The following is a 21871-nucleotide window of genomic DNA, read 5'->3' on the forward strand; positions in this document are numbered from 1 at the left end:
TTATGAAACACCAGACAAGGAGCCCCACATGTCAGACCAAGCCAAACAAATGACCGAAGACGAAGCCGCCGAATTTGCCGAGCAAGTGTTCGACGTAGCGCGCAAGGGCGATGCCGCGATGCTGGCTGCGCTGCTGGCCAAGGGCTTGCCGCCAAACCTGCGTAACCATAATGGCGATACGCTGTTGATGCTGTCTGCCTACCACGGGCATGTCGACGCGGTGAAAGTGCTGCTGGAATTCAAGGCCGATCCCCAGATTGCCAATGACAAGAACCAGTTGCCGATTGCCGGCGCGGCGTTCAAGGGCAACCTGCCGGTGGTCAAGGCGTTGATCGAAGGCGGTGCGTTGGTCGAAGGCGCCTCTTCGGATGGCCGTACGGCGTTGATGATGGCGGCGATGTTCAACCGTACCGAGATGGTGGATTACCTGATCAGCCAGGGCGCCAACCCCAAGGCTACCGATGCCCAGGGCGTGACCGCGCTGGCAGCCGCGCAGACCATGGGCGCAGTGGATACGGCGGCGCAGTTGCAAAAACTGGTGTAGGCTTTGCGCCCTCAAAATCAGCCCCGCCACAGGACCACCCCATGAAAACCGCACTCGTCGAACTCATCAGCAAAATCAGCTCCGGCTGCATGAGCGAACCCGAGATCGCCAAGGTGGCGGACGAAGCGGCCCAGGCCTACGCCGATCCTGAAGCTTTCCTGGCCGCCAACCCCGACATCAACTACGACGACACTTTCCCGATTCCCTTGGGCGAGTGGATCGTTGTCGGCAGTTTGCCCGATACCGTGCTGTTCCAGGCCGACACCTACCTGGACCTGTTCGCCCAGATCGTTGCCTCATTTGGCCCGAGCGTGGCCTTCAACCTCAAGCCCAAGCAACTGGCCAAAACCGAAGCCCTGACCGCGCTGAACCGCATCCAGATCCAGATGAGCGCGCTCAACCCGGAAAACGGCGGCTACGTGCTGGTCAACTTCAGCCAGTTGCTGGACGACGAAATCCAGGCCGTGCTGGTCTACGGTAATGACGTGCCACGGGTGCTGGAGTTGTGTGCCGAAGTCGGGATCAAGGGCGAGCCGTCCCTGGAAGCCCTGCGGGTTGCGGTGCACGTCTGAAATAAAACGGAACCCCTGGCCACGGCTGACTATCCTAAGCAGGCAAGCCCTCACTTAGGAGCGACACCATGGGTTCCACTTTTAATGGTCTGATCGGGTTGATCATCCTCGCGCTGGATATCTGGGCGATCATCAACGTGTTCAAAAGCGGCGCGAGTACCGGCGCCAAAGTGCTGTGGATCCTGTTGATCCTGCTGCTGCCGGTGTTGGGTTTGATCATCTGGGCGATCGCCGGGCCGCGCGGTAACGTGCGTATCTGAAGATCTGCGACGTAGCAGCTGTCGAGCCCGAGCGAGGCTGCGTTCGCGGTGTGCCTGACACACTGCAGACGCAGCCTCGCTCAGGCTCGACAGCTGCTACGGTTACTAGATCAACCAGCTGCCTTCCAGCTCCAGCAACTTCACCTTGTTTTCAATCCCGCCGCCAAACCCCACCAGTGTTCCATCGCTGCCCACCACACGGTGGCAGGGGATGATGATGGAAATCGGGTTGGCGCCATTGGCCGTGCCCACCGCGCGAATCGCCTTGGGATTTTCCAGGTGTTGTGCCTGTTCAGCGTAAGTCCAGGTACGCCCATAGGGAATCTGCAACAACGCCTGCCACACTTGCTGCTGAAAGGGCGTGCCCACCGGCGCCAGCGTTAGATCAAACACTTCGCGCTTGCGTGCAAAATACTCATCCAGCTGCCGTCTTGCTGCATCCAACTCGTTAGTTGCCAGCGCCCAATCTGCCTGCACCGGGCATTGATGCACGTCCATATATAACAGGCGCAGACCTTGTTCATCGGCCGCGAGTAACAACGGCCCGAGGGGGCTTGGGTGGTAGCAATAAAACATCATGGGCAATCCAAAAGGGCAGAGGGCCAAGATACGGCCCCAAGTTGCTCGCTACAATCCCGGCTGTTTTTTGTGTGTCGAGATATTCGCTGTACAAAATTTTCACATTCCATCCAAGACAATTCGCCGGCTATTTTCCCTGCCAGGAGGCTCTAAGACGAGTCTCAAACACTGGCCGGTATGAGTAATCAATGGCGTTGCCGGCGTTGATCGGGCACCATTTGCGCCATTGCGTTAACTGCCTACCCCAGCGTGCCTGGGCGAGGGCGGGGCGCCGCTGTATTCATTCGCAACTTAAACTTCCAATGGGTCCTAAAACGACATGGCAAACCCGGACGCCCTGAATCAGCAGCGAGCTTCTAATCGCTTGCTGCAACCGACCGTCAAATCCCATCTGGCGTACACGCTGCTTTGTGCCTTGATCATGATGGTGATGTTCTCCCTGCTGCGCCTGGCGCTGCTGGTCTACAACCGCGAGATGATCCTCGACACGCCGGCCTCGACCTTCCTTGAAGCGTTCGCCAATGGCCTGCGCCTGGACCTGCGCCTGGTGGTGTACCTGAGCATTCCGTTGCTGCTGGCGCTGTTCAGCGTACGGGCCATGGCAGCACGCGGGTTCTTCCGCTTCTGGCTGACGGTCGCCTCCAGCATCGCGCTGTTCCTCGGCCTGATGGAGATGGACTTCTACCGCGAGTTTCACCAGCGCCTCAACGGCCTGGTCTTCCAGTATGTAAAGGAAGACCCGAAAACCGTAATGAGCATGCTCTGGTACGGCTTCCCGGTGGTGCGCTACCTGCTGGCCTGGGCCGTGGGCACGCTGATCCTGAGCATCGCCTTCAAAGGCGCCGACCGTGCGACGCGCCCACGTGGCCCGTTCAGTGGCGGCACCATCAGCACCCGTCAGGTGGCGCCGTGGTATTCGCGTATTGCGGTGTTTGTGGTCTGCCTGCTGATCGCCGTGGTTGCCGCCCGTGGCACCCTGCGCCAGGGCCCGCCGCTGCGTTGGGGTGACGTGTATACCACCGACTCGAACTTCGCCAACCAGTTGGGCCTTAACGGTACCTTGTCGCTGATTGCGGCGGCGAAGTCGCGTTTCTCCGAAGACCGCTCGAACATCTGGAAAGCCACTCTGGAGCAGCCGTTGGCCACCCAGACCGTGCGCGACATGCTGGTATTGCCAAGTGAAAAACTGGTAGACCCCGACACCGCCGCGGTACGCCGTGACTTCACGCCGCCGGCGGAGAAGACCCTGCCGATCAAGAACGTCGTGGTGATCCTGATGGAAAGCTTCGCCGGTCACTCGGTGGGCGCCCTGGGCCGCCCGGGCAACATCACGCCGTACTTCGACAAACTGTCCAAGGAAGGCCTGCTGTTCGACCGCTTCTTCTCCAACGGCACCCACACCCACCAGGGTATGTTTGCCACCATGGCGTGCTTCCCGAACCTGCCGGGCTTCGAATACCTGATGCAGACTCCGGAAGGCAGCCACAAGCTGTCGGGCCTGCCGCAGTTGCTCAGCCATCGTGATTTCGACGACGTGTACGTCTACAACGGCGACTTCGCCTGGGACAACCAGTCGGGCTTCTTCAGCAACCAGGGCATGACCAACTTCATCGGGCGTAATGACTTCGTCAACCCGGTGTTCTCGGACCCGACCTGGGGCGTGTCCGACCAGGACATGTTCAACCGTGGCCTGGAAGAGTTGAAGGCCCGTGAAGGCGGCAAGCCGTTCTATGCGCTGCTGCAAACCCTGTCCAACCACACCCCGTACGCGTTGCCGACGCCATTGCCGGTTGAAAAAGTCACCGACCGTGGCAGCCTCAACGAGCATCTGACGGCCATGCGCTACTCCGACTGGGCCCTGGGCCAGTTCTTTGAAAAGGCCCGCAAGGAGCCGTACTTCAAGGAAACCCTGTTCGTGGTCGTGGGCGACCACGGCTTCGGCAATGAGCAACAGATCACCGAGATGGACCTGGGCCGCTTCAACGTGCCGATGCTGATGATTGCGCCGGGCATGCAAGAGAAGTTCGGCGAGCGTGACCACACCGTGGGCACCCAGATCGACATCGTGCCGACCATCATGGGCCGCCTTGGCGGTGACACCCTGCACCAGTGCTGGGGCCGTGACCTGCTCAACCTGCCGGAAGGCGACAAGGGCTTTGGCGTGATCAAGCCGTCGGGCAGCGACCAGACCGTCGCCTTGCTTACCGGTGACCGCGTATTGGTACTGCCTAAGGAAATGCCACCTAAGTTGTGGGAATACGAACTGGGCGCCAACCCGACCGGGAAGGTGATTCCAGAATCGCCGGACGAGGCTGCGCTGAAGCAGAAGCTCGAGTCGTTCCTGCAGACGGCTACCAAGAGCCTGCTGGATAACACCGCCGGTGTGGTGGACGGCAAGCCGGACTAAACACCCGCGCATAAAAAAAGAGGCCTTTTAAGGCCTCTTTTTTTTGCGTGCTGGAACGCGTTATATCTTGCCGAGCAACAACAGAATCAACAGCACGACCAACACGGTACCGAGAATACCCGATGGCCCGTAACCCCAGTTACGTGAGTGAGGGAACACTGGAAGACCGCCGACCAGCAGGAGGATCAGAATAATGATAAGAATGAGGCTCATGTTTTGTTTTCCTTATTGTCTTCTGAAAAGACCTGTTATTTAACGGATAGGCCCGACAGCTAATACGGACGCCTTAATAACTCCGACCCATGTGTTTGGCAGAAAATTCCGTGTTTTTTTAAAGCTTTTTGCTAACTAGCTTATTTCCTTTAACCGCGTTGCAAATAACCTTTCTTAGTTTAAATAAATGGAACTTGGCGGGTTTCCCGCTATCCGACCCGGCCCACGGTTTGCCTGGGGCATTCAGCAGTCTGATGGTGCGTGGGTGCGGGAAAAACCTTCGCTACACTGCGGCTCACTTCTTCCGTGAACCACAAGGCTATTTTCCTATGCAAAATCGCATGATGATCACCGGCGCCGGTTCTGGCCTGGGTCGCGAAATCGCTCTGCGCTGGGCCCGCGAGGGTTGGCAGCTGGCCTTGTCGGACGTCAGCGAAGCAGGCCTGCAAGAAACCCTGAAGCTGGTGCGCCAGGCCGGCGGTGACGGGTTCACCCAGCGTTGCGACGTGCGCGACTACAGCCAGCTCACCGCCTTCGCACAGGCCTGTGAGGAAAAGCTCGGCGGCATCGACGTGATCGTCAACAACGCGGGTGTGGCGTCGGGCGGGTTCTTCAGCGAACTGTCCCTGGAAGACTGGGACTGGCAGATCGCAATCAACCTGATGGGCGTGGTCAAGGGCTGCAAGGCCTTCCTGCCGCTGCTGGAAAAGGGCAAGGGCCGCATCATCAACATCGCCTCCATGGCGGCCCTGATGCAGGGCCCGGCCATGAGCAACTACAACGTGGCCAAGGCCGGCGTGGTGGCGCTCTCGGAAAGCCTGCTGGTGGAGCTCAAGCAGCAGGAAGTCGGGGTGCACGTGGTGTGCCCGTCATTCTTCCAGACCAACCTGCTGGACTCCTTCCGTGGGCCGACGCCGACGATGAAGGCCCAGGTGGGCAAGCTGCTGGAAAGCTCGCCGATTACCGCCGCAGAGATCGCCGACTACATTTACCAGCAGGTGGCTGAAGGGCAATTCATGATCCTGCCCCACGAGCAGGGACGCATGGCCTGGGCACTGAAACAGAAGAACCCGCAGTTGCTGTATGACGAGATGACCGTCATGGCGGACAAGATGCGAGCCAAGGCTCAGTCGTTCAAAGCCTGAACATTGCGTTCAGTTCTGAGGCGCAATTCGCGATTTATCATCGCCTGTCTGTAAGGCAAATTACCTGCATGTGTAAGACGTGCCTGTTTAACCTGAAGGCCATTGATGGTGATGGTCGGGGAGCGCATGGTCGGGGTTCGGTAACTTAAAAAGGACGAACCCCATGCTGGTATTAAGCCGCGCGGTAGGTGAAATAATTTCGGTGGGTGACCAGATCACTTTGCGCATTCTGGAAGTTAACGGCACCCAGGTGAAGCTGGGGGTGGAGGCGCCAGTGGGGGTCAATGTGCACCGGGCGGAGGTCTATCAGAAGATCCTCAGTCGGCAGGGGCAGCAGGCCAACACCCATCCGGTGCCCGTGCCCAATCCGTGAGTGTCAGTCGAACAGATGCTTGGGCACATCGTGCTTGAGCATCAGCTGGCACTGCTCGCTCTCGGGGTCGAAGACAATCAGCGCCTGGCCCTTGGTCAGCGCCTGGCGTACCCGCAGCACCCGGGTTTCCAGGGGCGTGTCGTCACCATTGTCGGTACCGTCGCGGGTCACGAAGTCTTCGATGAGGCGGGTCAGGGTATCGACTTCAAGTGCATCGTAGGGAATCAGCATACAAGCCTCGGCTAAGGAATCCCGGCGATGCTACTGCGTCGGGATCCCAGTTGCCAGTCTCAGGTTTTTTGACCCACCAGGCTGTCCACCGACGGCACGCGGGTATCGCTCTCCATTTGCGTGTCGTGTTCGATCTGGTGGCTGAACCGGTCGAGGGAGCCTTTGGCCGGTTGTGCATCGCTGGCGAACACTGGCGGGCTGAGGATGTACGCGCCCAGCAGGCGACTCAGCGCGGCGAGGCTGTCGATGTGCGTGCGCTCGTAGCCGTGGGTGGCATCGCACCCAAACGCCAGCAGCGCGGTGCGAATGTCATGGCCGGCGGTCACTGCCGAGTGGGCGTCGCTGAAGTAATAGCGAAACAGGTCGCGGCGCACCGGCAACTCATTTTCCGCCGCCAGGCGCAGCAGGTGGCGGGACAGGTGATAGTCATACGGTCCGCCGGAGTCCTGCATCGCCACACTCACCGCGTGTTCGCTGGAGTGCTGCTCGTGGGCCACCGGCGCAATGTCGATACCGACGAACTCACTCACATCCCACGGCAAGGCCGCCGCCGCACCACTGCCGGTTTCTTCGGTGATGGTGAACAGCGGGTGGCAGTCGATCAGCAACGGTTGACCGCTGTCGACAATCGCCTTGAGCGCCGCCAGCAGTGCGGCAACCCCGGCTTTATCGTCAAGGTGACGGGCGCTGATATGCCCGCTCTCGGTGAACTCTGGCAGCGGGTCGAAGGCGACGAAATCGCCGACGCTGATGCCCAGGGAATCGCAATCGGCACGGGTGGCGCAGTATGCGTCCAGGCGCAGCTCGATGTGGTCCCAGCTGATGGGCATTTCATCCACGGCGGTATTGAACGCGTGACCGGAGGCCATCAACGGCAACACGCTGCCACGGATCACGCCGTTATCGGTAAACAGGCTGACGCGGCTGCCTTCGGCAAAGCGGCTGGACCAGCAGCCCACCGGCGCCAGGGTCAGGCGGCCGTTGTCCTTGATTGCCCGTACGGCGGCGCCGATGGTGTCCAGGTGCGCGGAAACGGCGCGGTCGGGGCTGTTTTTCTGGCCCTTGAGGGTGGCGCGGATGGTGCCGCGCCGGGTCATTTCAAACGGAATGCCCAGCTCTTCAAGGCGCTCGGCAACGTAGCGCACGATGGTGTCGGTAAACCCGGTGGGGCTGGGGATGGCGAGCATTTCCAGCAGCACTTTTTGCAGGTAAGCGAGATCCGGTTCGGGGATGGTTCGGGTCATGGAAACTCCTGATGAGTTGAGGGCATCGATGGTTTCGATGAGTGGGCCATTGGCTAGAGAGTCATCGACTGTTCCGACCCCATCGCGGGCAAGCCCGGCTCCCACATTGGAATGCATTGCAAATGTGGGAGCCGGCTTGCTCGCGAAAGCGCCAGTCAAGGCAACACCTTTCTCAAGCCGTCGGTTGGCTATGGGGGAACAACAAGTCCACGAACTTTTCAGCCGTCGGCTGCGGTTCATGGTTGGCCAGCCCGGCCCGTTCGTTGGCTTCGATAAAGACGTAGTCCGGTTGGTCGGCGGCCGGCACCATCAGGTCCAGGCCCACCATGGGAATGTCCAGGGCCCGGGCGGCGCGCACGGCGGCGTCCACCAGGGTCGGGTGGAGGATGGCGGTCACGTCTTCCAGGCAGCCACCGGTGTGCAGGTTGGCGGTACGCCGCACCGCCAGGCGTTCGCCTCGGGGCAGGATGCTGCTGTAGTCGTAGCCGGCAGCCTTTAGGGTGCGCTGGGTTTCCTGGTCCAGGGGGATTTTGCTTTCGCCATCAGTGGCGGCCTGGCGTCGGCGACTCTGGGCCTCGATCAACGCGCCAATGGAGTGCTGACCATCGCCGGTGACTTCCGCCGGGCGGCGAATCGCGGCGGCGACCACTTCAAAACCGATCACCAGAATCCGCAGGTCGAGGCCTTCGTGGAAGCTTTCCAGCAATACACGCGTGTCGAACTGACGGGCCGCTTCAATGGCTTTTTGCACGTCCTCGATGCTCTGCAAATCCACCGCCACGCCCTGGCCTTGCTCGCCGTCCAGCGGCTTGACCACAATGCGCTGGTGCTCGTCGAGAAACTCCAGATTGTCATCGGCACTGCCAGCCAACTGCTGCTCCGGCAGCCTCAAGCCTGCGGCCTTGAGCGCCTTGTGGGTCAGGCTCTTGTCCTGGCACAACGTCATGCTGATGGCGCTGGTCAGGTCGCTGAGGGATTCGCGGCAGCGCACCCGGCGGCCACCGTGGCTCAAGGTGAACAGCCCGGCTTCGGCGTCGTCCACCTGCACGTCGATCCCGCGCCGATGAGCTTCCTCGACGATGATCCGCGCATAGGGATTGAACTCCGCTTGCGGGCCGGGGCCGAGGAACAGCGGCTGGTTGATGCCGTTCTTGCGCTTGATGGCAAAGGTGGTCAGCGCGCGAAAGCCGAGCTTGGCGTAGAGACTTTTCGCCTGGCGGTTGTCGTGCAACACCGACAGGTCAAGGTAGCTCAGGCCACGGCTCATGAAATGTTCGATCAAGTGGCGCACCAGCACTTCACCCACGCCGGGGCGGGTGCATTGCGGGTCCACTGCCAGGCACCAGAGGCTGCAGCCGTTCTCCGGGTCGTTGAAGGCTTTGTGGTGGTTCAGGCCCATCACGCTGCCGATCACCGCGCCGCTGTCTTCATCCTCGGCCAGCCAATACACCGGGCCGCCTTGATGACGTGGCGTCAGCAGTGCCGGGTCCACCGGCAACATGCCGCGCCCCTGATACAGCTGGTTCACCGCTTGCCAGTCTGTCTCGCTCTGCACCCGGCGAATCCGAAAGCCGCGAAATACCCGGGTCGCCGGACGATAGTCGGTGAACCACAGGCGCAAGGTGTCGGACGGGTCGAGAAACAACTGCTGCGGATCAATCCCGAGGATCTGCTGTGGCGCTGCCACATACAACGCGATATCCCGTTCGCCGGGTTGCTCGTTGAGCAACTCCAGGGCCAGGCTCGCCGGGTCCGGGAAGGTGTGGCCGATCAGCAGCCGGCCCCAACCGCAATGCACGGCAATCGGCGTGGGGTCCAGTGCGCTGCCGTCTTCGGCTAAGCGGGCTTGCAGGCGCTCGTAGGAGGGCGCCTGGCCCCGCAGCAAGCGTTGGCTGTAAGCCGTGGCATGAGGTTTCATGAATCAGATTCCTTGTTCGCTGAGCCACAGGTTCAGCGCCGCCAGTTGCCACAGCTTGGAGCCGCGCAACGGGGTCAATTGGCCTTGGGGATCGGTGAGCAGGCGGTCGAGCATCGCCGGGTTGAACAGGCCGCGATCCTGGCTCGGGTCCAGCAACAGGTCGCGCACCCAGTTCAAGGTGTCGCCCTGCAAATGCTTGAGGCCGGGCACCGGGAAATAGCCTTTCTTGCGGTCGATGACTTCACTCGGGATCACCCGGCGCGCGGCTTCCTTGAGCACTTGCTTGCCGCCGTCCGGCAGTTTGAATTTGCCGGGCACGCGGGCCGAAAGTTCCACCAGGCGATAGTCGAGAAACGGTGTACGCGCTTCCAGGCCCCAGGCCATGGTCATGTTGTCGACGCGCTTGACCGGGTCATCCACCAGCATCACGGTGCTGTCCAGGCGCAAGGCTTTGTCCACTGCAGCATCGGCGCCGGGCTGGGCGAAATGCTCACGCACGAAGTCACCGGCGGCGTCATTCGCGGTCAGCCATTTGGGCGCGACCGTGGCGGCGTAGTCGTCGTAGCTGCGGTCGAAGAACGCATCGCGGTACGCGGCATACGGATCGCTGGCGCCGTCCACTTGCGGGTACCAGTGGTAGCCGGCGAACAACTCGTCCGCGCCCTGGCCGCTCTGCACCACTTTGCAGTGCTTGGCGACTTCCCGGGACAGCAGGTAGAAGGCGATGCAGTCATGGCTGACCATCGGCTCGCTCATGGCGCGGAACGCGGCCGGCAATTGCTCGATGATTTCGCTTTCGGCGATACGCAGTTGGTGGTGTCGGGTGCCGTAATGCTTGGCGATCAAGTCCGAATACTGGAACTCATCGCCGCGCTCGCCACCGGCGTCTTCAAAACCGATGGAGAAGGTCGACAGGTCCTGCACGCCGACTTCACGCAACAGGCCCACCAGCATGCTGGAGTCGACACCGCCGGAAAGCAGCACGCCCACGTCCACTGCCGCTCGCTGACGAATCGCCACGGCTTCGCGGGTGCTGTCGAGCACGCGGTCGGTCCAGTCTTCGAGCGTCAGGTTGGCTTCATCGGCGTGAGGGCCGTAGGGCAGGGTCCACCAGGTTTTCTGTTCAGTCTTGCCATCGGCGTCGATGCGCATCCACGACGCGGGCGGCAGTTTTTCAATGCCCGCCAGCAAGGTGCGCGGCGCAGGCACCACGGCGTGGAAATTCAGGTAGTGATTGAGGGCCACCGGATCGAGGATCGGGTTGATATCGCCGCCCTTGAGCAGCGCCGGCAATGCCGAAGCAAAACGCAGGCGCTGGCCGGTGCGTGACAGGTACAGCGGCTTCACGCCGAGGCGGTCACGGGCGATAAACAGGCGCTGGGCATCGCGCTCCCAGATGGCGAAGGCGAACATCCCGTTGAGCTTGGGCAGCAAGGCTTCGCCCCAGGCGTGGTAGCCCTTGAGCAGCACTTCGGTGTCACCACCGGAATAGAAGGCGTAGCCCAGGGCTTCCAGCTCTTCACGCAATTCCGGGAAGTTATAGATCGCGCCGTTGAACGCCAGGGACAGGCCCAGTTGGGCGTCGACCATCGGTTGGGCAGAGCCGTCCGACAGGTCCATGATTTTCAGGCGTCGATGGCCCAGGGCAATCGGCCCTTGGGCATGGAAGCCCCACGCGTCAGGACCGCGTGGCGCTAGGTGATGGGTGATTCGTTCCACCGCTGCCAGGTCGGCAGGTTGGTGATCGAAACGTAACTCTCCAGCTAATCCGCACATAAATTCCTTACCGGTTTTTCCGTTGGGGAGGGATAGAAATGCAGCCGCCAAAACAGCGGGTACCCAGAGACTGACCCGGGTAAATTGTGGGAGTTTTAGAACAATAAGTTATAAGGCAATGAGCCTTGACGGGCTGTGGGCCCGTCTTGGCCCTCAGGATTTGCTTGGGTTGCCGCGAATCAGGGCGCGCAGCGCGAAGCGATTGGGGTGGCAGGCTTCGCTGACACTGCGCGGCAGCGGCAACGGCTCATCGTCGAGCCAGGCGGCCAGCAGCTCTGCGCAGAGGGGCGCGGTGACCAGCCCGCGTGAGCCATGGCCACTGTTGATATATAGGCCATGCAGCCACGGGCACGGCGCATTCGGGACGTGCCGGGCGTCTTTGCTGAGGGCGGCGTAGGTGTGATCAAACGTCTCGCGTTCCGCCAGCGGCCCGACGATCGGCAAGTAGTCCGGGCTGGTGCAGCGGAACGCGGCGCGGCCTTCGAGCTGTTCGGGTGCCAGGCTGTCGGTGCCCAGGCGTTGCAGCAGGTCAGGGGAGATTTCCCGCAGCATCTCGAGGTTGCCCACGTGCTCGGCCACGGTGGGCGTAAGGTCGTCGCTCTTGAAGTCAAAGCTGGCGCCGAGGGTATGCTCTCCCAGGCGTGGCGGGGCGACGTAACCCTCGGCGCACACTACCGTGGCCAACGCCTGGCTTTGCGCCGTTTGCGGCAACCGGGTAATTTGCCCGCGGATGCGCTTGAGGGGTAGGTCAGCGCTGAAGGAAAACCGCTTGATCTCGGCGGCACCGGCCACCACCACCACACTGGCTTGCGCCAGAACCGTATCGCCCTGCAGCGCCTGCCACTCACCGTCGACCTGCTTGAGCTCAAGGGCGTCATGGTGTTGGAGCACTTCGATCAGCGGATGCCTGGCTTGCCACTGGCACAGCGCGGGCGGGTGTACCCAGCCGCCCTCGGGGAAGAACAAGCCGCCTTGCTCCAGGGTTATCCCGGCTCGCGCCTGGGCCTGTTGTTGATCCAGCAGGTGCAACAGCTGCGGAGCAAAAGCGCTGGCCAGCTGTGCCTGGCGCTCGGCTTCCTTGGCATTGAAGGCCAGTTGCAGCACGCCGCAGCCATCCCAGTCCACGCCACGTTGCAGATGCTCCAGCAGGCGCCGCGTATGGCCGAAACCGCTGAGAATCAACTGCGAAAGTGCCGTGCCGTGGGCTGAAAGCTTGAGGTACAACACCCCTTGCGGGTTGCCGGAGGCTTCCTGGGCGAGCGCTGCGTGGCGTTCCAGCAAGCTGACGCGCCAGCCGCGTGCCGCCAGGCTGGCCGCCGTGGCGCAACCGGCCAGGCCACCGCCGATGACGAGCGCGTGGCGTTCACCGGCAACGGCAGGCGGGCGCGCAAACCAGGGTTTTGTCGCGGCCGGTGCGGGCGTTTCAGTGGGCCAACCGAGAAACTCACCCCGCAGGATTTCCCACTTGTGGCCGATGCCCGGGGTGCGCTTCATCTTGAACCCGGCTGCATTGATCAACCTGCGCACCCAGCCGGTGCTGGTAAAGGTGCTGATGGTCGAGCCCGGCGCCGCCAGCCGTGCCAGTTCAGCGAACAGTTCGGCGGTCCACATATCGGGGTTTTTGGCCGGGGCAAAACCGTCGAGGAACCAGGCGTCGACCTGTGCGTCCAGTTGGGGCAATTGCTCCAGCGCATCGCCGATCAACAGCGTCAGGGTGACGCGACCGTTATCCAGCACCAGCCGCTGAAAACCCTGATGGATCGCGATGTATTGCGCCAATAGTTGTTCGGCGAACGCTGCAAGTTCCGGCCAGAGGGCGAGGGCGCGTTGCAGGTCGGCGTGGCTCAGCGGGTACTTTTCCACGCTGACAAAATGCAGGCGCGCACCCGGCACTGCGTGTTGCTCGAACAACTGCCAGGCACACAGGAAATTCAACCCGGTGCCGAAGCCGGTCTCACCAATCACCAACCGCCCACCCACCGGCAGCGCGGCAAAACGTTCCTGCAAACGGTTCTGCTCGAGGAACACATAGCGGGTTTCTTCAAGGCCCGACTTGTCGGAGAAGTACACGTCGTCGAACACCCGCGAGTGCGGGCGACCTTGGTCATCCCAGTCGAGCTGGGCGTGGGATACGGGGTTCATGGGCGGCTCATAAAATACGGCAGGCAAAGGCAAGGCGGCCATTCTAGCTGATCAACAGGGTTGTCATTGATCCATGACAATCGGGTGTGGAATTTCCTCCGGCGCTGCACCGTCCAATCCGCTAGTCTTGCCTCATTCTGGAACGGAGCCGCCCATGTTCGAATCTGCCGAAATCGGTCACGCCATCGACAAAGAAACCTACGACGCCGAAGTGCCGGCCTTGCGCGAAGCGCTGCTGGAAGTGCAGTACGAACTGCACCAGCAGAAGCGCTTCCCGGTGATCATCCTGATCAATGGCATCGAAGGCGCCGGCAAGGGCGAAACCGTCAAACTGCTGAATGAATGGATGGACCCGCGCCTGATCGAAGTACGCACCTTCGACCAGCAGACCGACGAAGAACTGGCCCGCCCGCCGGCCTGGCGCTACTGGCGCCAGCTGCCGGCGAAAGGTCGCATGGGGGTCTTCTTTGGCAACTGGTACAGCCAGATGCTGCAGAGTCGCGTCCATGGCGAGATCAAGGATGCGCGGCTCGACCAGGCCATCGCCGGTGCCGAGCGCCTGGAAAAGATGCTGTGTGACGAAGGCGCGCTGATCTTCAAGTTCTGGTTTCACCTCTCCAAGAAGCAAATGAAATCCCGCCTCAAGGCCTTGCAGGACGACCCACTGCACAGCTGGCGCATCAGTCCGTTGGACTGGCAGCAGTCAAAGACCTACGACAAGTTCGTGCATTTCGGTGAGCGGATCCTGCGCCGCACCAGCCGTGACTATGCGCCGTGGTACGTGATCGAAGGTGTCGATGCGCATTACCGTGGGCTGACCGTTGGCAAGATCCTGCTGGAAGGCCTGCAAAATGCGTTGAAGGTGTCCAAGGCTAAAACCAGCGGCATGAACCCGGCGCCGCTGCCGTCGGCGGTTGACCAGATGAGCCTGCTGAACAGCCTGGACATGAGCCTGAGCCTTGAAAAGGACGATTACGAAGAACAACTGATTACCGAGCAGGCGCGGTTCTCCGGGCTGATGCGTGACAAGCGCATGCGCAAGCACGCGTTGGTGACGGTATTCGAAGGCAACGACGCGGCGGGCAAGGGCGGTGCGATCCGCCGCGTGGCGGCAGCCCTCGATCCCCGGCAGTACCACATCGTACCGATTGCCGCGCCCAGCGAAGATGAGCGCGCCCAGCCTTACCTGTGGCGTTTCTGGCAGAAAATTCCGGCGCGGGGCATGTTCACCGTGTTCGACCGCTCCTGGTACGGCCGGGTGCTGGTGGAACGCATCGAAGGCTTCTGCACGCCGACGGACTGGATGCGCGCCTACGGCGAGATCAACGACTTTGAAGAGCAACTGCGGGATGCCGGGGTGATCGTGGTCAAGTTCTGGCTGGCGATCGACAAGCAGACGCAGCTGGAGCGGTTCCAGGCCCGCGAGGAAATCCCGTTCAAACGCTTCAAGATCACCGAGGACGACTGGCGCAATCGCGACAAGTGGGACGACTACCGGGCGGCGGTGGGTGACATGGTGGACCGCACCAGCACCGAGATTGCCCCGTGGACGCTGGTCGAGGCGAATGACAAGCGCTGGGCGCGGGTGAAGGTGTTGCGCACCATCAACCGGGCGCTGGAGGAAGCGTTCGACAAGACAGACAAGCATGACAAGAAAGGCAAGAAGAAGTAGCGCCATGCTTTTGCATACGCGGGATGAATGATTGTCGCGGTTGAAGAGGGCGGGATCTATGCTCGGTCCATCTCTCAACAACCCCAACAATAGAGGTAGCCCATGCGTGAAGTAGTGATCGTCGACAGCGTGCGAACCGGTCTGGCCAAGTCCTTTCGCGGCAAGTTCAACCAGACCCGTCCCGATGACATGGCTGCCCATTGCGTCAACGCGCTGCTGACCCGCAACGGCATTGACCCGGCCACGGTCGAGGATTGCATCGTCGGCGCCGGCTCCAACGAAGGTGCCCAGGGTTACAACATCGGCCGTAACGTGGCGGTGTTGTCGCAACTGGGCACCGGTACGGCGGGCATGACCCTCAACCGTTTCTGTTCCTCGGGCTTGCAGGCGATCGCCATTGCGGCCAACCAGATTGCTTCCGGTTGCAGCGACATCATTGTGGCCGGCGGGGTTGAGTCCATCAGCTTGACCATGAAAAGCGTGAACACCGATAACCTGATCAATCCGTTGCTTAAGGAGCAGGTGCCGGGCATCTATTTTCCCATGGGGCAGACCGCGGAAATTGTTGCGCGGCGGTATCACGTGAGTCGTGAAGAGCAGGATTTGTATGCGCTGCAAAGCCAGCAGCGTACGGCTCAGGCCCAGGCTGACGGGTTGTTCGATGATGAAATTGTGCCGATGGCGGTGAAGTACAAGGTTGAGGACAAGAACACCGGGGCGGTGCAGGTGTTGGATGGGGTGGTGGACCGTGATGACTGCAATCGTCCGGATACGACCTTGGCCAGTCTTGCGGGTTTGAAGCCGGTGTTTGCCGAGGATGGGTCGGTGACGGCGGGGAATTCGTCGCAGTTGTCTGATGGGGCTTCCATGACACTGGTGATGAGCCTGGAGAAGGCCCTGGAATTGGGGCTGAAGCCGAAGGCGTTTTTCCGTGGGTTTACGGTGGCGGGGTGTGAGCCGGATGAGATGGGGATTGGGCCGGTGTTTTCGGTGCCCAAGTTGCTCAAGGCTCGGGGGCTGACGGTGGCGGATATTGATTTGTGGGAGCTGAATGAGGCGTTTGCTTCGCAGTGTCTGTATGCGCGTAATCGGCTGGAAATTGATAATGCCAAGTACAACGTCAACGGTGGGTCGATTTCCATTGGTCACCCGTTTGGGATGACGGGGTCGCGGCAGGTGGGGCACCTGGTGCGTGAGTTGCAGCGGCGGAAGTTGCGTTACGGCATCGTTACCATGTGCGTTGGGGGTGGGATGGGGGCCACTGGGTTGTTTGAGGCGGTGCGGTAGGTTGGGAGGTTGGGGGTATATCCGTTATTTAGGTAACGGCTGCCTATGGTTCCGCTCTTACAGCGGGTCACTTTTGGCAAACGCCCGGAATGCCGGCCCAGCCAAAAGTAACCAAAAGGTCTTTGCCCCACCACTCGGTGCCTCGCCTGGGCTCGGCATGCCCGCACTCCGGCCCGATTCCGCGGGCCGCCGCGCCGGGCCATCCATGGCCCGGCGCGGCTAAATCGGCTTCCCTGCCGATTTACCCGCTCCACCGTGCCTACTTGCGGCCATCGTGGTTAACGGGGCCCGCAGATCAAGATCACAAGCAGATCAAAAGCAGAGCACAGCGGCCTACCGGCCGGCTTGAGTGTGAGAAGCAGAGGCAAGATCCAGAGCGAAAGCAGGGCTGCTTTTCTGTGGGAGCGGGCTTGCTCGCGAAAAACCTGAGAACGCCGCGTTCATCCAGGATGCCTGCATCATCGTTAACGACCTTCGCGAGCAAGCCCGCTCCCACATTTGGCCCGTGCTCGCTTTAGCTTTTGATTTGGCTGTTGCTTTTGCTCCACCACACTCAAGCCGGCCTGTAGGCCGCTGTGCCCTTGATCTGCTTTTGATCTTAGGCGCCCCGTTAAACCACGCTGGCCGAACGCAGGCTTTGGAGCGTGGGTAACCCGGCAGGACGCCGGGTTAGCCGCGCTGGGCCAAGGATGGCCCATCGCGGCGGCCCACGCTCCAAAGCCGGAGTGAGGGCACACCGAGCCCAAGCGAGGTGCCGAGTGGTGGGGCAAGAGCCTTTTGGTTACTTTTGGCTGGGCCGGCATTCCGGCTCTTTTCAAAAGTGACCCGCTGTAAGAGCGGAACCCATACAAGCCATCACCCAAAAAACGGATATACACCCACCCCCCGCGTCCCCCTAGAATGCACCTCCTCCACCTCAGGCATTCGGGGCACTCATGCACATCTCATCGGGCCGTTGGGTCTACGGTCTATCCCTGGCCCTGCTGACCGCGCTGCTCTGGGGCATCCTGCCGATCAAACTCAAACAGGTCTTGCAGGTGATGGACCCCGTTACCGTCACCTGGTTTCGCCTGGTCGTCTCCGGCAGTTGCCTGTTCGTCTACCTCGCGGCAGTCAGACGCCTGCCCAGCTGGCGTTCCCTCGGACCAAAAGGCGCCTGGCTGGTAGCAATCGCCGTGTGCGGCCTGATGGGCAACTACGTGCTCTACCTCGTGGGCCTGAAACTGCTAAGCCCCGGCACCGCGCAATTGGTGGTGCAGGTGGGCCCGATCTTCCTGATGATCGCCAGCGTCTTCGTGTTCAAGGAACGCTTCAGCCTGGGCCAGGGCGTGGGCCTGCTGGTGCTGATCACCGGCTTCGGCCTGTTCTTCAACCAGCGCCTGACCGAACTGCTGACCTCCCTGGGCAGCTACACCGCCGGCGTACTGACGATCCTCCTGGCCACCACCATCTGGACCTTTTACGCCCTGGGCCAGAAGCAGTTGTTGACCGTGTGGAATTCGTTGCAGGTGATGATGGTGATCTACCTGTGCTGCGCGCTCTTGCTGACTCCATGGGCGCACCCGATGGAAGCGCTGCAACTGAGCCCGCTGCAAGGCTGGCTGCTGCTGGCCTGCTGCTTCAATACGCTGATTGCCTACGGCGCATTCGCCGAAGCCCTGGCCCACTGGGAAGCCTCGCGCGTCAGCGCCACCTTGGCGCTGACGCCTTTGGTGACCTTCGTCGCGGTGGCCGTGGCCGCGTGGATGTGGCCCGACTACGTGCACGCCGAAGACATCAACGCCCTCGGCTACGGCGGGGCCGTGCTGGTGGTGCTCGGTTCCGCGACGGTCGCGTTGGCGCCATCGTTGTTCGCCGGGCTCAGGGCCCGGCGTGCACGGTTGGCGTCTTAATGACCGGCTTCCAGCATGTTTTCCGGACGTACCCACTGGTCGAACTCTTCATCCGTGAGGTAGCCCAGCTTGAGCGCCGCCTCCCGTAGGGTCAGCCCTTCGGCATAGGCCTTCTTGGCAATCTCGGCGGACTTGTCGTAGCCGATGTGCGGGTTCAGCGCAGTCACCAGCATCAGGCCACGCTCAAGGTGCGCGGCCATTTGCTCGGCGTCGGGTTCAAGGCCGGCGATGCAGTGCTCCTGGAAGTTGCTGCAGCCGTCAGCCAGCAGGCGGATCGACTCCAGCAGGTTGTGGATGATCACCGGCTTGTACACGTTCAACTGCAAATGGCCCTGGCTGGCGGCGAAACCGATGGTCACGTCGTTGCCCAGCACCTGGCAGGCCAGCATCGACAGGGCTTCGCATTGGGTCGGGTTGACCTTGCCGGGCATGATCGAACTGCCCGGTTCATTTGCCGGCAACTTGACTTCCGCCAGCCCGGCACGCGGGCCGGAACCCAGCAGGCGCAGATCGTTGGCGATTTTCATCAGGGCCACGGCCAGGGTTTTCAGGGCACCGTGCAGGGTAGTCAACGGCTCATGGCCGGACAGCGCAGCAAATTTGTTCGGCGCGGTGACAAACGGCAGGCCCGACAGCGCGGCCAATTCCGAGGCAATCGCTTCGCCAAACCCGTGAGGCGAGTTGAGCCCGGTGCCGACGGCGGTGCCGCCCTGGGCCAGTTCGCAGACGGCGGGCAGGGCGCTGCGGATTGCGCGTTCGGCGTAATCCAGTTGCGCTATAAAGGCTGAAACTTCCTGGCCGAAGGTGATCGGCGTGGCGTCCATCATGTGGGTACGGCCGGTTTTCACCAGCTTCATGTGGCGCGCCGACAACTCTGCCAGGCCGCCGGACAGTTCACGGATGGCCGGCAACAGCTTCTCGGTGACCGCCTGCACGGCGGCGATGCTCATGGCGGTGGGGAAGCAGTCGTTGGAGCTCTGGGAGCGGTTCACATGATCGTTGGGGTGAACCGGGCTCTTGCCGCCACGGGGCTTGCCCGCCAGCTCGTTGGCGCGGCCGGCGATCACTTCGTTGGCGTTCATGTTGCTCTGGGTGCCGCTGCCGGTCTGCCATACCACCAGGGGGAACTGGTCGTCGTGTTCGCCGGCGAGCACTTCGTCGGCGGCCTGTTCGATCAGCCGGGCGATGTCGGCGGGCAGGTCGCCATTGCGGTCGTTGACCCGGGCCGCAGCCTTCTTGATCAGGGCCAGGGCGTGCAGCACGGCGAGGGGCATGCGCTGGTCGCCGATGGCGAAGTTCACCAGCGAGCGTTGGGTCTGCGCGCCCCAGTAAGCGTCATCCGGGACTTGCACTTCTCCCAGGCTGTCGGTTTCGATACGGCTCATCGGGCACACTCCTTCAGGTTCGTTTGCGCAGTTTAGGCCGTGATGGACCTTGAGGGTTCCATTAAAGACTTTTCATCGGATTATGTACCGCAAAACCAGGCCCCATAAGGCGTGGGGTTGAGCCGCGGCGTTTTTTAGGCGCAGAATGGGCGCCCTTGGGGTCTTACCTCGCCTGCTAGAAAAGGAAACTCGATGACTCGTCTTCGTGCCATCTGTACCGCGGTTGCTCTGGTATGTGCCAGCGGCCAGGTTTTTGCCGATACCGCCAGCCACAACGCCAGTGCCGAAGCCTTCCTTACCCTGGCCCATGCCGACAAGCTGGGTACCCCGGTGTACATGCAAGTGCAGCAAATGTTCGCTCAGCGTTTCGAGCAGACCAAGGCGCCTGCTTCCAAGCAAACCGTTCTGGACACCTACCAGGCCAAGGCCAACACCGCCCTGGACCAGGCCATTGGCTGGAACAAGCTCAAGCCGGACATGATCAAGCTGTACACCAGTAACTTCAGCGAATCCGAGCTCAAGGACCTGGTTGCGTTCTACCAGTCGCCATTGGGCAAGAAAGTCCTGGAAAAAATGCCTCAGCTGACCCAGCAATCGGCCCAGATGACCCAGGCCAAGCTGGAAAGCGCGGTACCGGTGGTGAACAAGCTGCTGGAAGACATGACCAACGAGCTGACGCCAAAAGCCCCGGCCCCGGCCAAGAAGAAGTAAACAGGAATGACCATGCAACAGCGTATCGAATCGGCACTCGTCGCCCTGAGCCCGGAACACTTGAGCGTGCTGGATGAAAGCCATATGCACAGCCGTGGGTTGCAGACCCACTTCAAGGCCGTGCTGGTCAGCCAGCAGTTCGAGGGGCTTAACCGCGTCAAGCGCCACCAGAAGGTCTATGCCACGCTGGGTGACCTGATGAGCGAATTCCATGCGTTGGCGCTGCATACCTACACGCCTGAAGAATGGGCGAAAATCGACGCAGCCCCGGCCTCGCCGACCTGCGCCGGCGGACATTGACACTGTGGCACATTGGCTTGATGTGGCGAGGGAGCTTGCTCCCGCTGGGCTGCGCAGCAGCCCTTCTGCCAATCACCGCGATCTTACTGAAAGGTTGCAACTGCCTTGTTGGGGCCGCTTCGCAGCCCAGCGGGAGCAAGCTCCCTCGCCACAGTAAAGAGGCGGTCCATAATCGTCGCCATTTTTGATAGAATCCGCAACGCGCCGCTTAGTCGGCGCGTTTTTTTTGCATCCGGTTCACCCTTTACGAGGGTAGCCACCTGGAGAGAACACCCATGACTCAACCAATCGTCGTGGCGGCACTGTATAAGTTCGTCACCCTCGAAGATTACGTCGCCCTGCGCGAGCCACTGCTGCAGGCGATGGTCGACAACGGTATCAAAGGCACCTTGCTGATCGCCGAAGAAGGCATCAACGGCACCGTTTCCGGTAGCCGCGAAGGCATTGATGGCTTGATGGCCTGGCTCAAGAACGACCCACGCATGGACGACATCGACCACAAAGAGTCGTACTGCGACGAGCAGCCGTTCTACCGCACCAAGGTCAAGCTCAAGAAAGAGATCGTGACCCTGGGCGTCGAAGGCGTCGACCCGAACAAAAAAGTCGGCACCTACGTCAATCCGCAAGACTGGAATGCGCTGATCAGCGACCCTGAAGTGCTGCTGATCGATACCCGCAACGACTACGAAGTGTCCATCGGCACCTTTGAAGGCGCGATCGACCCGAAAACCACCAGCTTTCGTGAATTTCCCGACTACATCAAAGCCAACTTCGATCCGGCCAAGCACAAGAAAGTCGCCATGTTCTGCACCGGCGGAATTCGTTGCGAAAAAGCCTCGAGCTATATGCTCAGCGAAGGTTTTGACGAGGTGTACCACCTCAAGGGTGGCATCCTGAAGTACCTCGAAGAGGTGCCGCAGGAAGAAACCAAATGGCAGGGCGACTGCTTTGTGTTCGACAATCGCGTGACCGTGCGCCACGACTTGAGCGAAGGCGACTACGATCAATGTCATGCCTGCCGCACACCGGTCAGCGTCGAAGACCGTGCATCCGAACACTATGTGGCCGGCATCAGTTGCCCGCATTGCTGGGATAAGCTTTCCGAGAAGACTCGTCGCAGCGCGATCGACCGGCAGAAGCAGATTGAACTGGCCAAGGCCCGCAACTTGCCGCACCCGATTGGCTACAACTACAAGCAATCCCCATCCTCCGAGGCCTGA

20 protein-coding genes are annotated in these 21871 nt (G+C 61.3%); 12 read left to right on the forward strand and 8 right to left on the reverse strand.

The window, feature by feature from the left end; translation table 11 throughout:
• The first annotated feature begins 28 nt into the window (after window positions 1-28).
• From ACA046_RS09820 to ACA046_RS09830, 3 genes are all read left to right on the forward strand, one after another.
• Entirely contained in the window at window positions 29-544 is a 516-nt protein-coding gene (locus tag ACA046_RS09820) for an ankyrin repeat domain-containing protein (RefSeq protein WP_010176046.1), read from the forward strand.
• A 41-nt stretch (window positions 545-585) separates the two neighbouring features.
• The gene (locus ACA046_RS09825; protein ID WP_459027341.1) at window positions 586-1116 is read left to right on the forward strand and encodes a hypothetical protein; all 531 of its coding nucleotides are present in this window, start codon (window positions 586-588) and stop codon (window positions 1114-1116) included.
• 68 nt (window positions 1117-1184) lie between these two features.
• Entirely contained in the window at window positions 1185-1376 is a 192-nt protein-coding gene (locus tag ACA046_RS09830) for a PLDc N-terminal domain-containing protein (protein WP_003172956.1), read from the forward strand.
• A 105-nt stretch (window positions 1377-1481) separates the two neighbouring features.
• Here the strand turns inward: ACA046_RS09830 and ACA046_RS09835 are convergent, their stop codons facing one another.
• Window positions 1482-1952: a methylated-DNA--[protein]-cysteine S-methyltransferase gene (locus ACA046_RS09835; protein ID WP_076017417.1), complete on the reverse strand. Its 471-nt coding sequence runs from the start codon at window positions 1950-1952 to the stop codon at window positions 1482-1484.
• A gap of 322 nt (window positions 1953-2274) precedes the next feature.
• On the opposite strand from ACA046_RS09835, the gene ACA046_RS09840 reads away from it, so the two are divergent.
• Window positions 2275-4362 (forward strand): LTA synthase family protein, encoded by a 2088-nt coding sequence (locus ACA046_RS09840; RefSeq protein WP_459027343.1) that lies wholly within the window; start codon window positions 2275-2277, stop codon window positions 4360-4362.
• Between the two features lie 60 nt (window positions 4363-4422).
• Here the strand turns inward: ACA046_RS09840 and ACA046_RS09845 are convergent, their stop codons facing one another.
• The gene (locus ACA046_RS09845) at window positions 4423-4575 is read right to left on the reverse strand and encodes a DUF3309 family protein (protein WP_003216767.1); all 153 of its coding nucleotides are present in this window, start codon (window positions 4573-4575) and stop codon (window positions 4423-4425) included.
• 329 nt (window positions 4576-4904) lie between these two features.
• Between ACA046_RS09845 and ACA046_RS09850 the strand changes: the two genes are divergently transcribed.
• Both ACA046_RS09850 and csrA read left to right on the forward strand, forming a co-directional pair.
• Entirely contained in the window at window positions 4905-5720 is an 816-nt protein-coding gene (locus tag ACA046_RS09850) for an SDR family oxidoreductase (protein ID WP_497676362.1), read from the forward strand.
• Between the two features lie 163 nt (window positions 5721-5883).
• Window positions 5884-6093: a carbon storage regulator CsrA gene (csrA, locus tag ACA046_RS09855; RefSeq protein ID WP_017480012.1), complete on the forward strand. Its 210-nt coding sequence runs from the start codon at window positions 5884-5886 to the stop codon at window positions 6091-6093.
• 3 nt (window positions 6094-6096) lie between these two features.
• Here the strand turns inward: csrA and ACA046_RS09860 are convergent, their stop codons facing one another.
• From ACA046_RS09860 to mnmC, 5 genes are all read right to left on the reverse strand, one after another.
• Window positions 6097-6324 carry a YheU family protein gene (locus ACA046_RS09860; protein ID WP_003192759.1) on the reverse strand — a complete coding sequence of 76 codons (228 nt, stop codon included), beginning with the start codon at window positions 6322-6324 and terminating at the stop codon, window positions 6097-6099.
• A 59-nt stretch (window positions 6325-6383) separates the two neighbouring features.
• Window positions 6384-7568 (reverse strand): osmoprotectant NAGGN system M42 family peptidase, encoded by a 1185-nt coding sequence (locus ACA046_RS09865; RefSeq protein WP_003216760.1) that lies wholly within the window; start codon window positions 7566-7568, stop codon window positions 6384-6386.
• A gap of 172 nt (window positions 7569-7740) precedes the next feature.
• Window positions 7741-9486: an N-acetylglutaminylglutamine synthetase gene (gene ngg / locus ACA046_RS09870; RefSeq protein ID WP_497676363.1), complete on the reverse strand. Its 1746-nt coding sequence runs from the start codon at window positions 9484-9486 to the stop codon at window positions 7741-7743.
• Between the two features lie 3 nt (window positions 9487-9489).
• Complete coding sequence (locus tag ACA046_RS09875) at window positions 9490-11262, reverse strand: N-acetylglutaminylglutamine amidotransferase (RefSeq protein ID WP_076017410.1); 1773 nt, start codon at window positions 11260-11262, stop codon at window positions 9490-9492.
• Between the two features lie 153 nt (window positions 11263-11415).
• Complete coding sequence (mnmC, locus tag ACA046_RS09880; protein WP_497676364.1) at window positions 11416-13404, reverse strand: bifunctional tRNA (5-methylaminomethyl-2-thiouridine)(34)-methyltransferase MnmC2/FAD-dependent 5-carboxymethylaminomethyl-2-thiouridine(34) oxidoreductase MnmC1; 1989 nt, start codon at window positions 13402-13404, stop codon at window positions 11416-11418.
• A gap of 154 nt (window positions 13405-13558) precedes the next feature.
• On the opposite strand from mnmC, the gene pap reads away from it, so the two are divergent.
• The 3 genes from pap to ACA046_RS09895 all read left to right on the forward strand — a co-directional run bounded on the left by pap (window position 13559) and on the right by ACA046_RS09895 (window position 18255).
• On the forward strand, window positions 13559-15076 hold the full coding sequence (gene pap, locus ACA046_RS09885) for a polyphosphate:AMP phosphotransferase (protein WP_497676365.1): 1518 nt from the start codon (window positions 13559-13561) through the stop codon (window positions 15074-15076).
• Window positions 15077-15178: 102 nt separating this feature from the next.
• Window positions 15179-16363, forward strand: coding sequence for a thiolase family protein (locus ACA046_RS09890; protein ID WP_177027303.1), 1185 nt, complete (start codon window positions 15179-15181; stop codon window positions 16361-16363).
• 935 nt (window positions 16364-17298) lie between these two features.
• On the forward strand, window positions 17299-18255 hold the full coding sequence (locus ACA046_RS09895) for a DMT family transporter (protein WP_459027361.1): 957 nt from the start codon (window positions 17299-17301) through the stop codon (window positions 18253-18255).
• Here the strand turns inward: ACA046_RS09895 and ACA046_RS09900 are convergent.
• The gene (locus ACA046_RS09900) at window positions 18252-19640 is read right to left on the reverse strand and encodes a class II fumarate hydratase (protein ID WP_003216744.1); all 1389 of its coding nucleotides are present in this window, start codon (window positions 19638-19640) and stop codon (window positions 18252-18254) included. The genes ACA046_RS09895 and ACA046_RS09900 overlap by 4 nt on opposite strands.
• Window positions 19641-19832: 192 nt before the next feature.
• Between ACA046_RS09900 and ACA046_RS09905 the strand changes: the two genes are divergently transcribed.
• From ACA046_RS09905 to trhO, 3 genes are all read left to right on the forward strand, one after another.
• Window positions 19833-20351 carry a DUF2059 domain-containing protein gene (locus tag ACA046_RS09905; RefSeq protein WP_017476194.1) on the forward strand — a complete coding sequence of 173 codons (519 nt, stop codon included), beginning with the start codon at window positions 19833-19835 and terminating at the stop codon, window positions 20349-20351.
• 6 nt (window positions 20352-20357) lie between these two features.
• Window positions 20358-20651, forward strand: a complete 294-nt coding sequence (locus ACA046_RS09910) for a BolA family protein (RefSeq protein WP_003216739.1) — start codon at window positions 20358-20360, stop codon at window positions 20649-20651.
• Window positions 20652-20926: 275 nt separating this feature from the next.
• Window positions 20927-21871, forward strand: a complete 945-nt coding sequence (gene trhO / locus ACA046_RS09915; RefSeq protein WP_258344579.1) for an oxygen-dependent tRNA uridine(34) hydroxylase TrhO — start codon at window positions 20927-20929, stop codon at window positions 21869-21871.

The sequence above is a fragment of the Pseudomonas sp. LBUM1641 genome (genome assembly GCF_059716235.1).